This window comes from Kitasatospora sp. NPDC101235 (assembly GCF_044767505.1).
Classification (GTDB): Bacteria; Actinomycetota; Actinomycetes; order Streptomycetales; family Streptomycetaceae; genus Kitasatospora.
In genome coordinates this window covers 32,728-45,876 of the sequence record NZ_JBIWNZ010000042.1, presented here as the reverse complement: position 1 = coordinate 45,876, position 13,149 = coordinate 32,728, and the positions used below count along the sequence as shown (strand labels likewise).

General features: G+C 68.1%; 16 protein-coding genes and 2 pseudogenes. 8 read left to right on the top strand and 10 right to left on the bottom strand.

Annotation, left to right across the window (positions count from 1 at the left end; translation table 11 throughout):
• Positions 1-97: 97 nt before the first annotated feature.
• Positions 98-220, top strand: a pseudogene (locus ACIRRH_RS39715) (IS5/IS1182 family transposase); the annotation flags it as partial.
• Positions 221-225: 5 nt separating this feature from the next.
• On the opposite strand, the gene ACIRRH_RS39710 reads toward ACIRRH_RS39715, so the two are convergent.
• Positions 226-630, bottom strand: a complete 405-nt coding sequence (locus tag ACIRRH_RS39710; RefSeq protein WP_403077626.1) for a DUF6896 domain-containing protein — start codon at positions 628-630, stop codon at positions 226-228.
• 250 nt (positions 631-880) lie between these two features.
• Between ACIRRH_RS39710 and istB the strand changes: the two genes are divergently transcribed.
• Entirely contained in the window at positions 881-1,645 is a 765-nt protein-coding gene (gene istB, locus ACIRRH_RS39705; RefSeq protein ID WP_403077623.1) for an IS21-like element helper ATPase IstB, read from the top strand.
• On the opposite strand, the gene ACIRRH_RS39700 is transcribed toward istB, so the two are convergent.
• Positions 1,642-2,148: a hypothetical protein gene (locus ACIRRH_RS39700; protein WP_403077631.1), complete on the bottom strand. Its 507-nt coding sequence runs from the start codon at positions 2,146-2,148 to the stop codon at positions 1,642-1,644. The genes istB and ACIRRH_RS39700 overlap by 4 nt on opposite strands.
• 76 nt (positions 2,149-2,224) lie before the next feature.
• On the opposite strand from ACIRRH_RS39700, the gene ACIRRH_RS39695 reads away from it, so the two are divergent.
• Positions 2,225-2,464, top strand: a complete 240-nt coding sequence (locus tag ACIRRH_RS39695) for a hypothetical protein (RefSeq protein ID WP_403077620.1) — start codon at positions 2,225-2,227, stop codon at positions 2,462-2,464.
• 1,187 nt (positions 2,465-3,651) lie between these two features.
• Here the strand turns inward: ACIRRH_RS39695 and ACIRRH_RS39690 are convergent.
• Positions 3,652-3,993, bottom strand: a complete 342-nt coding sequence (locus tag ACIRRH_RS39690; RefSeq protein WP_403077617.1) for a hypothetical protein — start codon at positions 3,991-3,993, stop codon at positions 3,652-3,654.
• A gap of 406 nt (positions 3,994-4,399) precedes the next feature.
• On the opposite strand from ACIRRH_RS39690, the gene ACIRRH_RS39685 reads away from it, so the two are divergent.
• Entirely contained in the window at positions 4,400-4,870 is a 471-nt protein-coding gene (locus ACIRRH_RS39685; RefSeq protein ID WP_403077614.1) for a hypothetical protein, read from the top strand.
• Between the two features lie 384 nt (positions 4,871-5,254).
• Here the strand turns inward: ACIRRH_RS39685 and ACIRRH_RS39680 are convergent, their stop codons facing one another.
• The 3 genes from ACIRRH_RS39680 to ACIRRH_RS39670 all read right to left on the bottom strand — a co-directional run bounded on the left by ACIRRH_RS39680 (position 5,255) and on the right by ACIRRH_RS39670 (position 7,211).
• The gene (locus tag ACIRRH_RS39680; protein ID WP_403077611.1) at positions 5,255-5,662 is read right to left on the bottom strand and encodes a hypothetical protein; all 408 of its coding nucleotides are present in this window, start codon (positions 5,660-5,662) and stop codon (positions 5,255-5,257) included.
• A 426-nt stretch (positions 5,663-6,088) separates the two neighbouring features.
• On the bottom strand, positions 6,089-6,322 hold the full coding sequence (locus tag ACIRRH_RS39675) for a hypothetical protein (RefSeq protein WP_403077609.1): 234 nt from the start codon (positions 6,320-6,322) through the stop codon (positions 6,089-6,091).
• Positions 6,315-7,211, bottom strand: a complete 897-nt coding sequence (locus ACIRRH_RS39670) for a hypothetical protein (RefSeq protein ID WP_403077606.1) — start codon at positions 7,209-7,211, stop codon at positions 6,315-6,317. Before ACIRRH_RS39670 ends, ACIRRH_RS39675 begins: the two co-directional genes overlap by 8 nt.
• A 623-nt stretch (positions 7,212-7,834) precedes the next feature.
• Between ACIRRH_RS39670 and ACIRRH_RS39665 the strand changes: the two genes are divergently transcribed.
• Positions 7,835-8,200 carry a transposase gene (locus tag ACIRRH_RS39665; RefSeq protein WP_403077603.1) on the top strand — a complete coding sequence of 122 codons (366 nt, stop codon included), beginning with the start codon at positions 7,835-7,837 and terminating at the stop codon, positions 8,198-8,200.
• Here the strand turns inward: ACIRRH_RS39665 and ACIRRH_RS39660 are convergent.
• Positions 8,181-9,152: pseudogene (locus tag ACIRRH_RS39660) on the bottom strand (hypothetical protein); the annotation flags it as partial. The gene ACIRRH_RS39665 and the pseudogene ACIRRH_RS39660 sit on opposite strands and share 20 nt — an antisense overlap.
• Positions 9,153-9,195: 43 nt before the next feature.
• Here ACIRRH_RS39660 and ACIRRH_RS39655 point away from each other — a divergent pair.
• Together ACIRRH_RS39655 and ACIRRH_RS39650 are read left to right on the top strand one after the other, a co-directional pair.
• Positions 9,196-9,768, top strand: a complete 573-nt coding sequence (locus tag ACIRRH_RS39655; RefSeq protein WP_403077600.1) for a hypothetical protein — start codon at positions 9,196-9,198, stop codon at positions 9,766-9,768.
• Positions 9,769-9,870: 102 nt separating this feature from the next.
• Positions 9,871-10,410: a hypothetical protein gene (locus ACIRRH_RS39650; protein ID WP_403077598.1), complete on the top strand. Its 540-nt coding sequence runs from the start codon at positions 9,871-9,873 to the stop codon at positions 10,408-10,410.
• 132 nt (positions 10,411-10,542) lie between these two features.
• On the opposite strand, the gene ACIRRH_RS39645 is transcribed toward ACIRRH_RS39650, so the two are convergent.
• The 3 genes from ACIRRH_RS39645 to ACIRRH_RS39635 all read right to left on the bottom strand — a co-directional run bounded on the left by ACIRRH_RS39645 (position 10,543) and on the right by ACIRRH_RS39635 (position 12,812).
• Positions 10,543-11,985, bottom strand: coding sequence for an NF041680 family putative transposase (locus tag ACIRRH_RS39645; protein WP_403077596.1), 1,443 nt, complete (start codon positions 11,983-11,985; stop codon positions 10,543-10,545).
• Between the two features lie 182 nt (positions 11,986-12,167).
• Positions 12,168-12,449, bottom strand: coding sequence for a hypothetical protein (locus tag ACIRRH_RS39640; RefSeq protein WP_403077594.1), 282 nt, complete (start codon positions 12,447-12,449; stop codon positions 12,168-12,170).
• A gap of 27 nt (positions 12,450-12,476) precedes the next feature.
• The gene (locus ACIRRH_RS39635) at positions 12,477-12,812 is read right to left on the bottom strand and encodes a transposase (protein ID WP_403077591.1); all 336 of its coding nucleotides are present in this window, start codon (positions 12,810-12,812) and stop codon (positions 12,477-12,479) included.
• Between the two features lie 22 nt (positions 12,813-12,834).
• On the opposite strand from ACIRRH_RS39635, the gene ACIRRH_RS39630 reads away from it, so the two are divergent.
• A complete protein-coding gene (locus tag ACIRRH_RS39630; RefSeq protein WP_403077588.1) occupies positions 12,835-13,131 on the top strand; it encodes a hypothetical protein in 297 nt (98 codons plus the stop codon).
• Positions 13,132-13,149 lie beyond the last annotated feature (18 nt).

Genomic DNA, 13,149 nt, shown 5'->3' with positions numbered 1-13,149 from the left:
CGGATGACAGGGAAACCGTCATGTCCGGTTCGGCGGGAGGCCGCGCGGAAAAGGACCTGCCACGGGCAGGTACCTCGCCGCGCGGCCGACCCAACCCGCCTGGCTGCACCAGTTCAAACGGCTCCGCACCCGATACGAACGACGCGCCGATCTGCACCAAGGCCTGCTCGAACTGGCCTGCAGCCTCATATGTCTGCGCCGCCTGAGGACTTCGTCCTGAAGCGATCAGTTGGCGACGCTGAACCATCCCGGCCGCACCTCGGCCAGAAGCGGTTGCAGCGACTGCACCGCAGCTCGCAGATCCTCATCGGTGACGTCAAGAGGCTCCGGCAGGCTCAGCCCGTAACAGCGCAGTCGCCAGACGTCGAAGACTTCACTCCCGTCGGCTGCGAAGTCCACATCAACCTCAGCGCCGTCGTCGCACACGAAACGGCACCCTGCCCCATGAACCGCGTAGGAATAGGCGCCGACCCGCCCGCTCCGGCCGATGATCCGGTGCGAACGGACCAGCCCGAGGACATCTGCGAGTCGCTCGAGCGAGGGGATCGCCGCCCTCATGGCCTCGTCAACCGCGTTCAGAGCGTCGACGTAACCAAGCACGAGGTCCCGCGCAGTCCCAACCCGTTCCATACGGCGTCATCCCCCTGATCCTGCGGCCGAAGGAATTGTTCCACGGGCCGCCACCGTCTCCGCAGAACGGCATTCTGAAACGATCAGTAAGTGGGATGAGAGCGATGCCTGGGCAGACCAGGGCATAGCCGCTGCCGTCCGCGACTTCGAGCTCTACATCGCCGGTGGCGAGCATCCCCTCCCAGACCTCCGGCGAGCTTGAGGGCACCCCGGGCCGCGCTGACGCTGACGACGCCGAGGAGGCCGCCCGATGAGCGTGATGGACACCGCCCTGCGCGAGTCGCTGAAGGCGCTTCGGCTGTCCGGGATGCTGGAGACCCTGGACGCACGGCTGATCCAGGCCCACGGCGGTGAACTCGGCCACTTGGACTTCCTGCAGGTCCTCTGCCAGGACGAGATCACCCGCCGCGAAACGGTCGCCTTCCAACGGCGCCTGCAGAAGGCGAAGTTCGAGCAGCAGGTCACCCTGGAGGAGTTCGACTTCACCGCCGCCCCGAAGCTGCCCGCGGCCCAGATCCGCGACCTGGCCGCCCTGCGCTGGCTCCACGTCGGCGAGTCGGTGATCTTGTTCGGGCCGGTCGGCGTGGGCAAGACACACGTCGCCCAGGCCCTGGGTCACCTCGCCGTCCGCCAGGGCGCGAACGTCCGCTTCACGAAGACCAGCCGGGTCCTGGCCGAACTCGCCGGTGGCCACGCGGACCGCACCTGGGACAAGCGCATGCGCGAGCTGATCCGACCCGACGTCCTGATCCTGGACGACTTCGCCATGCGGCAGCTGAGCGCGGCCCAGGCCGACGACCTCTACGAACTGGTCTCCGAGCGGCAGGGGCGCTCACTGATCATCACCAGCAACCGGGCTCCCAGCGACTGGTATCCGCTCTTCCCCAACCCCGTCGTCGCCGAGTCGCTGCTGGACCGGCTGATCAACACCAGCCACCAGGTGATCATGAACGGCCCCAGCTACCGGCCGAACAAGCGCCCCAAGAACCCCGTCGACAAGCCTCCGACCGCCTAGCGATCCGCCTCGGAAACGTTCCACTCCCGAGGCAGGTCCTCGCCGCAGAAGACGCAGACGAAGTCCTCCTCCCGCACGATGTTCAACTCCCGGCAGGAGCGACAGCGGCGGAAGACCACCTCACGGGTGAAGCCGGACGGGCGCTGGATCCCGATCCGGTCCAAGGCCTCGGCCACGGCCGGCCACGAGAGGACGTCCGGGCAGTATCCGGTCGACTGGTTGCTGACCTCCTCGACCTCCCACCGCCCGGACTCCTCATGGAAGCTCATCTCGCCGGCGCTCAGCACCTCTTCGCCGCCAGCGCACACCACGTGCTCGCTGCGGCGCGGAGCCAGTCGCAACACCCCGCCGGCATCGACGACGAACGTGAACGGCTCAGCCAGCTCATCCGGGGTCAGCTCGGAGGCCCACACACCGAAGTCCACCGCCGATCGCATGCTACGGCCCTCACCACCCGCCCGGACGAGCTCCTTCAGCTCGGCCGGACCCACATACCGATACATCCGCCCCCGGGTCTCCACGATCACCAACCTAGTGCCTCACACGGCCAGGACCTGGGGAATTACCTGACCACAGCCCTTGGGGAATTACTCGACCGTCCACACCGTCACGGACCCGGCCCCGGTTCCGGAGCCGCCCGCCCACACGCCGCCCGCCGAGCCGGGCCGCCGGCGCCTGGCCGACCCCCGGCGGCCGGTAGCGCCCGCCCGCCGCCGGGCAGCTCCTGGCGGCGGTGAGGAGGGCGCAGCCGCGCTCCGGCACTTCGCCGGCGACGCCCCGGTGCTCGACGACGACCAGGGCGTGGCCGCCGCCCGCTGATCCGTCCCAGGTGACGGATCAGCGGACGGATTGTGACCTGCGGAAACGGATCGATTTCCGCACATCCGCTCTTGGGTCGCTGCGGGGCCCCTGTCTGGGTTGTCTGGGGTGCCGGGTTGTCTGGGGTGGTCGGGCGTCGTACGGGACCGCCAGGGCCTGGATGCCGAGGGCCTCGGGTGCCAGACAACCCAGGCAGGCGCCACCATCCCAGACAAACCTGCCGGACGGCCCGCACACGGCGCCGCCGTGATCGGCTCCCGATCGGCTGGCGATTGGCTCCGCCGGTTCCGCCCCGCCGGTCAGGGAGCCGCCCGCGTCGATCGGTCGCGTGGGCGGTGCGCGCCACGGGCAATGGGATGTGGCGCGCACCGCCTTCCGATCCTTCCAGGAGCGGATCCCACCTCGACACGCCGGGGCCGGTGGCCACCGGGTCTGTAACCGGGGCATCGAGGTGTACCGCCAACCTTGGTGGCGCAGGCGCGAGGCGGCAACTCGGCCAGGGGCGGTCACCAAGGTTTCCGTCGGAAACCTTGGTGGTGCTCGGGCGGGTATAAAGGTCTCCGTCGGAAACCTTGATACCCCGCGTGGGCCGGTTATCAAGGTGACGCTGGGTGTCTGTAGGGCTTTCGTGGGTATCGCGCTGTTGCGCTTGGTGGTGGCTGTGTACAGCGGCGGGGCCGGGGTGTGCGGCGGGCGTGACAGCGCGACAGGTACCCCGTCCGGGCACTCAGTGTGACTGGGCGCGGTCCCGGGCGGTGAGCCACGCCTCCAGGGCCTCGGCGGCGGCGAAGGTCGGAGGGCAGGTACGTGTTCCACTGCACCCAGTCGCCGTCCCCGGCCGCTGGCGCGGGCACCTCCGCCGAGGCCGGGGCGGGCACCGCGGCCGCCGGCCGTACGGCCGGCGGCGCGTGGAGAGCGGGGGCGAGGACGTCGTGGACGTCGCGGGCGTTCGCCCTCATTCGCATGCTCTGGCCGGACTGGGCCCCGATGTCGTCGCGCAGCAGCAGCGCGGCTCTCACCGCCCCGTTCGGGACGCTCACCGGGCGCAGCGCCGCGAGGTGGTCCTCGGGTCGCTCAGCCGTCGGGGCGGGTGGGTGAGGTCCGGTGGTGTTGGTGGGCTGCTCGTCGGAGGCGGTGGTGTCCGTGCCCCGGTCAACGAGCGCGCCGCGGGGCGGTGCCGCCGTGGCTCAGTCCTGGACGATCTCCGCGTCCAGGACGTCGTCCACCGGCGTGGTGCCGTGCCGGGCGAACCACCGACCCAGCGCCCGGACCTGCGCGGCCTCCCGGTCGGCGTCCGCCGCGTCCAGCGGGGCCAGGCCGCCGCCGGTGAGCCTGCCGTACCGGGCCTGCAAGGCCTCCAGAGCGGCCCGCATCGCGCGCAGCTCCTCGTTCACCCCCCCACCGGGCAGCCCGCTCCGAGGACGGACCGGCCAGAGCCTGGGCCAACGCCTGGTCGGCATCGTCACCATCGACCAGGACACCGGCGCCCCCATCAGCCCCGCCCGCAGATCCTGCGCAGCCTGCTCCACACCCTCGACACCCTGCCCCTCGGAGCCGGCTACCTCCGACCCGTCGTCCACCACCAACGCCAGACCTGGTGCGAATCTGCGCGCGAGTGTCACCTGGATCCGCACAGGGTGACACTCGCGCTCGGGTTGCTGCCGTCGAGCCGGTGAGCTGCGGACATTCCGATCCGGACTGCTGGGCGGTGACAACCTGGTGCCGTTTCCGCGGTGATGGTCCGTGACGTTTTCGCGGGCCGGCGTGTGTCATCGTTGTGCAGATTCGTAGGCTCCACCAGGGCCCACTGTTGATCCGTCAGATCCGACGGATACCCACCTTCAGCACCGCTCACGAGAGGTCCGACAAGCGCTCCAGGCTGGAGGAACGGGAGATCTCAAACGCGGTCTCAGAAACTGCCATGAAGGTAGGCAAATGTTGAATGGCTTCGATGAAGCCGACGCGGGCAGTTCGTTTGCCCGGAAGATTAATACGATTTCAGGCATCACTGCCCGATGGGCTGACTACTGCATTCAGGCAGTGGTCTGCCAAATGGATGCGACTTGGCCCGAGGGGGACCTGACACTCGGTCTCGTGGGGGAGGAGGGGCCGTATGCGGCGCCGGTGTGGCTGCACCTTGCGCGGATCCGCTACCTCCGAATGGAGGATTTTCGGGAGATGGGGCCATCCTTTATTGACGGCATCCAAGTCTCATTGCTGCCCGCCCGACGATCCGACTGGCCGGCCGAGGCGCGCATGTACGCGCTTCGGAGTTGGAAAGGCAAGTGGGGCGGGGCCGACCTGGAGTGCGAGATGGCCTGGGTCAAAATTGCCGGCCCTTGGAGCTTGGAAGCGATCGCGCAGATTATCAATGTGTCCGTCACTCCACCGGAGCTAACGATGTAAGGACTCACGGGGGTACCACCGTGGTGGGTATTTGCTCACCTACAACATCACTCTCGACCGGGGGGCGGCGAACCGCTACGTCGGGGCCTTCGGCACGCCAGTGCGAATCTGCGTGTGAGTGTCACCTGGAATCCGCACGGGTGACACTCGCGCTCGGGTTGCTGTCGTCGAGCCGGTGAGCTGCGGACATTCCGATCCGGACTGCTGAGTGGTGACAACCTAGTGCGGTTTTCGCAGTGACGGTTCGTGACGTTTCCGTAGGTCGGCGTGTGTCATCGTTGTGCAGATTCGCATGCCGAGCAAGTGAAAGCCAAGCGACGATCATCGGGCGCCTTGAAATTCCGGGGCCCGAAGCGAAGATGCGCATCGGGTCCCGCGCTCAAATTAGGCTGCGAGTTTACGAACCGTTCTCGGCATGACGGTGCAAGCGTAAGTGATGCCGAGTGCGATGAACAGCCCGAACTGCCAGAATCCTGCGCTAACGAAGAGCAGGGCGGGCAGTGACAGCAGGCATGCGGCAGCGATGCGGACGTCTTTCCCCCACGCTGCCACTGTGGAGAGCAGCATCAGCGATACCATCCCCGGGGCGGTGATGAAGACAAATACCTGCCACATGAACCAGAAGTCATCCTCAGGACTCAGCCGCGCGTGGCCGTCCGCATCGTGGCCGCCGGGCTCAGAGAGTGCCATCAGCAGAAGAATCAGATATACCGGCGCCGCGCAAACAGCCAGATACCGCAGCGTGGCATGAAAAAGCCATCCAGGCCACGAAGCTGCTACTTTCTTCAGCATCCGGAGATGCACCGTCCTTCTTCAAAGGTTCGATTGATCTTTTTTTTCCAATCAGCGGAGCCGCGTTCAACCCTCCGGGTCAACTATGTTGTCAGCCATATTGTCCCGTGCGATCATGTTGGGGCTCCGCCCCCGACGGTACTGCACTACCGCCATGTCGGAATAAGGGCCACCCTTTCGAGCTGCCTGAACGTAACCCTTGGGGCTGATGTTGATCTTTATGGTGTCGTCTACGCCGAAAATTCTCAACTTGCTATTGATCCCGTGAATGGAAACGTCGAGCGAGCTGGCACTGGGCCCCGTTTACCTCCAGCGTCGATTTGTGATCCTTGCGGTTTCCCACACGCTCTCGCTCGGCGGCCAGCACGCAGGCCGCAGCGGTGACCACGGCACCGATCCGCCACACCGACTGCGCGCCGCCGACCACTACTCGTCCATCTTCTCCAGCACCTTCACCGCTTCCTCCTCCGCGCCAGCCCTGCGATACGCCGCTACCGACGCCTCACGCCTAGCCCGCACCACGGCCGCCGGACAGCCGCCTGCGAGCAGAGAGTCGGCGAGCTCATCCAACGCCTCCCCCAGCCGATACCGGTCACCCAAATCCTCAAACAAGGCGACGGCCCGCTCACCAGCCTCCACCGCCCGCTCGACCTCACCCAACTCTCGCAGCGCTGCGCCGAGGTTGTTCCAGGCGACAGCTTCGTCGTGGGGGTCGCTGAGAGCTGTTGTCTTTCCGATCTTGAGTAGTGTCCGTCGAACGGGAGTCTTGATCGGATGATCGTGGGCCGCGCCGGGCATGGGAACAGGGCCTCGTAGTAGTTCGGTGGGTGTCTAGTGCAGGGCGTGGATCAGTGCGAAGCTGCGTGGATCGACTGAACGAAGGCGATCCCCCCGCAAAGGCCACTGCGGTTGCTCCCAGCGCCCCGGGAACACCCATGGGCCGACCCCGGCCTTCTCGGCGACGCTTCGCCGAGAAGGCCAGCAGCGGGCTCGGCTCCGCCCAGAGGTGGGCGAAGAAGCCGAATCCGGTCAGCAGGCAGATCCACAGCCAGGCCGCACCCTGGTCCCCCTTATTCCTATTGGCGAACAGGATGTAACCGACGATCAGCAGGCCGGTGACGTAGGCGCCGACGCCCAGCGGCGACCAGCCCAGGATGCTCGGATAGAGCACCGCCACCAGCAGGCTGAGCCCGCCAAAGCCGTAGCTCGGATCGAAGGGGTGGAACCGGACGATGGCGCCGCTGCCCGCGACCTGCTGCTCGACCACCTGCTCAAACGCGTTGATCGCGCCGGCGGAACCAGGGTTCCTATAGGGGAACTGATAGGTCTCCGCTTTATGCACGAACACGCCGGTCGTCCACTGGGCGAACACCTGTGCGCCGTCGGTGTCCACCTGGACGACCGACGCGCGGTGGGATCGGAGGTCCGCGACGAGCTCCGCATGACTGGAGCCCGCGGGGAATATCACGACCAGCACCGCCAGGTAGCTGGCCACCAGGATCAGCAAGCCGGCCCATCTGGTCGGCTTGCTGAGGACGCGGTCGAGCACCCGAGGATCACTCACCGTCCGTCTCTGCCCAGGAGAACACCTGCCGATGTGGGAGGTGGTGTTCGGCAGGCATGGGTCGGTGAGGCGATACCGGCGCGCCGCTGGCAGTTGTGACCGAGGTCCATGCCCTACCCCCTATGCGCCGGCCGGCTGTGAGCCAGCTCCTCACAGCCTCTGTACGCCTGTCAGCCGGAGTTAGCCTGCCACATGTTTTGAGCGCGTTCAATTCTGGGATTGCACGGCACCCCGGCGTCGACGCCCGTCGAAGCTGGCGCGGCGACACCGGTTCCGGCTGGGACCATGATTCGAGTCGGCTGCTGGTTGCAGCCAGAAGCCCAGTAGTCCGATCATCAGGGCCGCAGCCCCACTGATCAGGGCGCTCGCCGATCGAACGGGAGCCTCGATCGGGTGATCGCGGGCCGGTGGATGCATAGAGGCAGGGCCTCCTGCACAGTTCGGGGGTTGTCGAAGTCCTACCGAGCAACAGAGAGGCCCTGTTGTCCCAGTCTGTCGCGCTCGCGCCCGTTGCGTCCAACTCCCGCGTTTCATCGTGTGATTGCCTCGCTCACGTGTACGGGAATGCGGCCGACCATGGTGAGCGTGTGCGACGCTATCCGTCGGACATGACCCACGCCGAGTGGGTCCAGGTTCGCCTTGCGCTGCCCACGCCTGGGTGGCTGGAAGGCAGGGGCGGGCAGCCGGAGGCGTACTGCCACCGGGCAATGCTGGACGCAATCCGCTACCTGGTCGACAACGGCATCAAGTGGCGGGCGATGCCCGCGGACTTCCCTCCGTGGGACCGGGTGTACGCGTTCTTCCGCCGCTGGCGCGACCAAGGCCTGGTCAAGGAGCTACACGACCGGCTGCGTGGAAGGGTCCGCATCCAGGCGGGTCGGGACGCCGAGCCGAGCGCGGGCGTGATCGACTCGCAGTCGGTCAAGGCGGACGCCGTCGTCGGCGCGGACAGCCGCGGTAGTTGTCGTCGGTGAGCAGTTCGACGATGGCCGCAGGCGGTAGGGCCGGATGGCCGGCGGCGATGGGCCTGGCCTGCCGGTTGGTCAGGCACGCGAGCAGGGCCGGGGCCGTCGCGTGGCGGTGGCGGGCGATTTCGCGGAACGTTTTCTGCACCGGCGGCCGGTGTCGGGCCAGGTGTTCCAGGAGAGCAGGTGTCGCGTCGGGGTTGGCTGCCACCTTCGCGACGACTCGCGCACCGTGCCGTTCGACCATTGCCCGCAACCGGGTTTCGGGCAGTCCTGGGTGTGGCGCGATGGACTTGACCACTTTGGCGTCGGGGTCGCGGGCCAGTGTGTCGCGGATGTCGGCCGGCAGGTCGCGGCGTTGGGCCAGGAGCATCCGCATGGTCGCATCGGGTGAGGCGGCCAGCTCTTCGACCTCGGCCGGGAAGGCCGTGGCGATGCGCGGCAGCAGGGGCGAGCCGAGCCGGGTGGCGCCGGCGAGGTGGGCGAGGACGTCGAGCGGCAGGCGCGGGTGGTGTGCGAGCCGGCGCTGGACGTCGTGGCCGAGGTTGGTGGCCAAAGTGCGGATCAGAGGCTCGTCGATCGCGGGATTGTCCGCGAGCTGGGCCCGGACCCAGGGGACGGGATCCTCGGCGAGCCGCGCGTACACCTGTGGCGGCAGGTCGGGGCGGGCGGCCAGTTCCTGGCGCAGCAGCACCGAGGGGTGGTCGGCGAAGAGCGCGGCGGCGGCTGCGGGGGTGGCCGGGTTGCGCAGGGCCGCTTGCTGGATGTCGTGCACGGCCCACTCGTGGGAGCTGTCGCAGGCGGCTCCCGGCGGCAGGCCGCAGTCGGGCTCCGGACAGTGCGGGTCGTGGACGAAAGGGGTCGTCTTGCGGTCGCAGACCAGGCAGGACGCAGCCGCGGGCAGCCCTTCGCCGGTCAGCAGCGCCGCCAGTAGGGCCGGTGGCGTCGCGACGGCCGCGGCCGCCACGGTACTCGCCGCGTCCGCACTGGCCGCGACCGCGCCAGTGGCGGCCGCCGACACCGCCACGCCTCAGCCGACCGCCGACCGCATCGAGATCGGGATGCTCTTCAAGGGCTATGACAAGGCGGTCGCCGACGCGAACGGCTACACCGTCAAGACCAGCCCGCAGGGCTTCGAGTACTCCGTCAAGAAGAACGCGACCGAGGCCGAGGACGCCGCGGCCCAGCAGCTCGCCGCCGCGCGGTGGGGCATCAAGCCGGCCGCCAAGCCAGGCCACGACGTCGCGGACGACTACAGCGACTACTACAACCCGCAGTGCGGCACCGCGTGGCTGTCCGGCAACGCGGTGGGCAACCTCAGTGTCGACCTCTCCACCGGTTTCACCCTGAACCCCGACCAGCGGGCGATCTTCTACTACTGGGAGGTCACTCTCTCCGACTCCGGCGGTTCCAGCCGCCAGACGTGGGGCCGCTCGGCCTGCTGGCGCGCCAGGCCTGGAAGGGTGACAGGCACGTCCCGGGCTTGTCGCCGAGCAACGGCTATGCCCGGGTGGAGAGCGCCAGCTACGCCACCCTCACCGACGGGTCGAGCTGCTCCCCGGCCCCGGGCGCGGTGATCGTCCACTACGCCATCTTCTGATCCGGCAAACCGCCGCCCGCGTGGGGCTTGTCCTGGCAGGCTGCCAGGACAAGCCCCACGCGCGAGGAAGGACAACACCGTGTTCCGTATCCCGCCAGGAGCCGGCCGGCCCGGGCCCGCCATCCCCACCCCCGAGGAGACGCTGCGGGAATTCGCCCGGCCCGTCGCCGCGCTGGCCCGCCCCGAGCCCACCTGGACGGTTCTGCTCGGCCGCGAGGGAATCGACGACTACCTGACCGACATCGACCTCCAATACGCCCACCAACACACCTACCGCGTGCGCGTGCGCACCAGCCGCCCGGTGCCGGCGCACTTCAGGGTCAAGTCCCACATGCGCCTGGACGACGTCCTCAACAACACGATCGCCAACTTCACCGACGAAAACGACCCCGACCCCACCGCCTCGGCCCAAGCCCTCCACAACCCCGGCCTCACGACCACCGGCGAAGCCCTGCTGCGCCTCGACGGCCAGGAGCACACCGTCCGTACGGCGACCCGGGACGGCTTCTTCGCGGCCATGCTCGAGCTCGGCAACCAGACCATCGCCGTGGCGGCACCGGAGACGCTGCGTGACGTCGCCCTCGACCTGACCTGGATCCAGTCCGGTCAGTCCCTGTAGGCAAGACGAGGCCGGTCCGTGACCCCGCTCACGGACAAACCGGGAGGACAAGGCCCTTGACCAGGGCAAATCGGGCAGGACAAGGGGTCTGGTCAAGGGGTGCCGTCAGACCGCTCCCCATTAGCTTGTTCTTTATGGTCTGATCCGGTCGCGTTCGATGATGGTTTCGGGGCGCCGGACGGTTTTGCCCACGTCAAAGCGGGTGGCGGGCTGCTTGTTCTTCGAGCCGATCGGTCTGCCGGGGCCGGGCCTGGTGGGTTTGGGCGCACGGGCCGGGCAGGCCAGGGCCGGGCGGAGGTTCCTGAACCCGCGGCGGACTCGGGCGGGGGTGAGTCTGTTCGGTTCCACGGGCCTCTCCCAGGGTCGGCGGATGTCTTCGGCGAGCGGGCGGGTGAGCCGCAGATGGGTGTGCGCGGTGATGATCAGCCAGGTCCAGCGGTCGGCCGCCTCGGGGGTGCGGAGCTTCGGGCGGGTCCAGCCGAGCGTCTGCTTGATCATGCGGAACGTGTGCTCCAGGTCGAACCTTCGCAGGAACGCCTGCCAGCGCACGTCGACCTCGGCGCCGGACATGCCGGTCCTGGACGACCAAAGCCAGACCGGCAACGGGTCTCCGCCGCCTGGCAGGTGGTCAACCTCCAGGCGGATCAACGTCCCTTCGATCAAAGGGAGTTCGCCGTTGTGGTCGATCCATGCGGAGCGGGTGGTGAGTCGGGGGTGGATGCGGTCCCACGCCATCACGCAGGCGGTGCCATAGCGGTCGGTGACCTGAACGGTCGCCGCGTCCGGCTCGCCCGAGGTCTCTGGGTTGGCGAGGCGGAACTCCTTGCCGTGCTTGGGCGGGCGCCCGCCCTGGGGCGGTGAGATCCACAGACGGGGGACGGGCTTGCGCATCACCCGGTCCGACCGCAGCTGGCCCAGCACCTCAACCGGCAGGCCCTCCAGCAGGTAGGCCAGGCGCGGGGCGTCGTAGCCGGCGTCGAACACGACCAGGATGTCCCGGTCGCCCTCACGCCACCGCCCGCCGGCGATCAGGTTCTCCACGACCCGGCGGACCTGGCGGGCGGTGACGTCGGCGACGTCGTCCTCGGGACCGAGCCGGACGGCGTCCAGCAGCTGGCACCAGGACGTGCGGCCCGTCTCCAGCGCGACCACGAACGAGTACGGCCAGCCGGGGATCATCAGGTGCTGGTCCCGGCCGCGGCCGTAGGTGTGGCAGAACAGCCTCTCCGCGCTGCACTCGGCGTCCGGCCGCAGCCAGTTGCTCACGTCCACAGCCAGCACGAGCCGGCCGTCGCCGGCCGTGGGCTGGGGCAACGCAGCCAGCGTCCGCCGCAGCCGCACCGCGTCGACCCGTCCCCGGTTGAGCGCGTCGTACAGCGCGCCGTGGCCGCGCCGGTGCTCGGCCAGCAGTGTCAGGTCCACTGGTGACGTCACCGGCCCATCCGCACACAACAACGCGTCGGTCAGCTCGAACAACGCGTCGCGCCGACCGGTCAGGCATGCGTAGAAGTTACCCCGGAAGCGTGACGCTTCCGCGAACGCTTCCCGCCGGACATCGTGATGCAGCAGACTCATCCCTACGGCCTTTGTGCTGATCGAGTGCGTCCTTGGTCGGAGCACAGGATCAGCCGAAGGCCGCCTTCACGTCCGGCGAATACCCATCCGGGTGATCACGTTCGAGCCGACGTTCGAGGCCGGACCATAAAGAACAAGCCTAGGGTCTGTTTCGAAAGTGATCAGGACAACTGCCTGACAGCTCACAACCCTCGGATGGCTTCATCCAGATCAGAGCCGTAGGAGGCCCAGCAGATGACTGAGCCGTCATCGTCGAGCTGACCCATGAACCAGTCGTCCTTGGCTCGCACGAGGCACAGGTCGTGGAAGGAGAGGATGACGTCAGGCTGGAGGGGGATGTAGTCAGCATGGCCGTACTCCTCGACAACGACGAGTCGTTCGAGGGATAGCAGGGCCGCTTCGGGGTCCCCTGATGCGGAGCGCACCCGCTCGATCGTCCACCCGGTGGGAAGTCCTGCGTTCACTGCCGCATGATCGCAGCGGATGGCGTCTCACAGCCACTCGTTTATGGCTGCGACCAGCACCATTGCTTCGTAGCGGACGGCGAGTTTGTCGTATCTCGCGGCAACCGCGCGGTGGCGCTTGAGGCGGTTGATGCCGCACTCCACTGCGTGGCGCTCGCGGTAGTCGTCCTTGTCGAACTTGGGCGGTCGGCCTCCGTGGGAGCCTCGCTTCTTGCGGTTGGCGATCTGGTCGCGCTTTTCCGGGATCGTGCAGCCGATGCCGCGTCGGCGCAGGTAGATGCGGTTCGCGCTGGAGCCGTACGCCTTGTCGGCGCGGACCTTGTTCGGCCGGGTGCGCGGTCGTCCCGGGCCGAGGCGCGGCACACGGATTGCGCCCCAGGACCACTTGGAACTGCGGGGGGTCACTCCGCTGTCCGGCGGTGATCACGAGCGACATCAGCTTCTGCGCCTGCTCGACCGCGAGGTGGATCTGCTCCAGCATGCCCAGGACCTCTACGCCGCCCACGCGGATCTCACCTGGAACCAGGCGGTGGACGGCGCCGCGATGCAGCTCGGCTACCTTCAGCCCCCGCACTCCGGAAACCCGCACGGCTTTCCGCGCGGGTTTCGGATCGACGCGTTGGCGCCGGCTGGCGCCCAGCCAACAGACCGAGTCGACGGAGGGCCGGGCCCGACCGGTTGAACCCGGTGACCCGCCTTG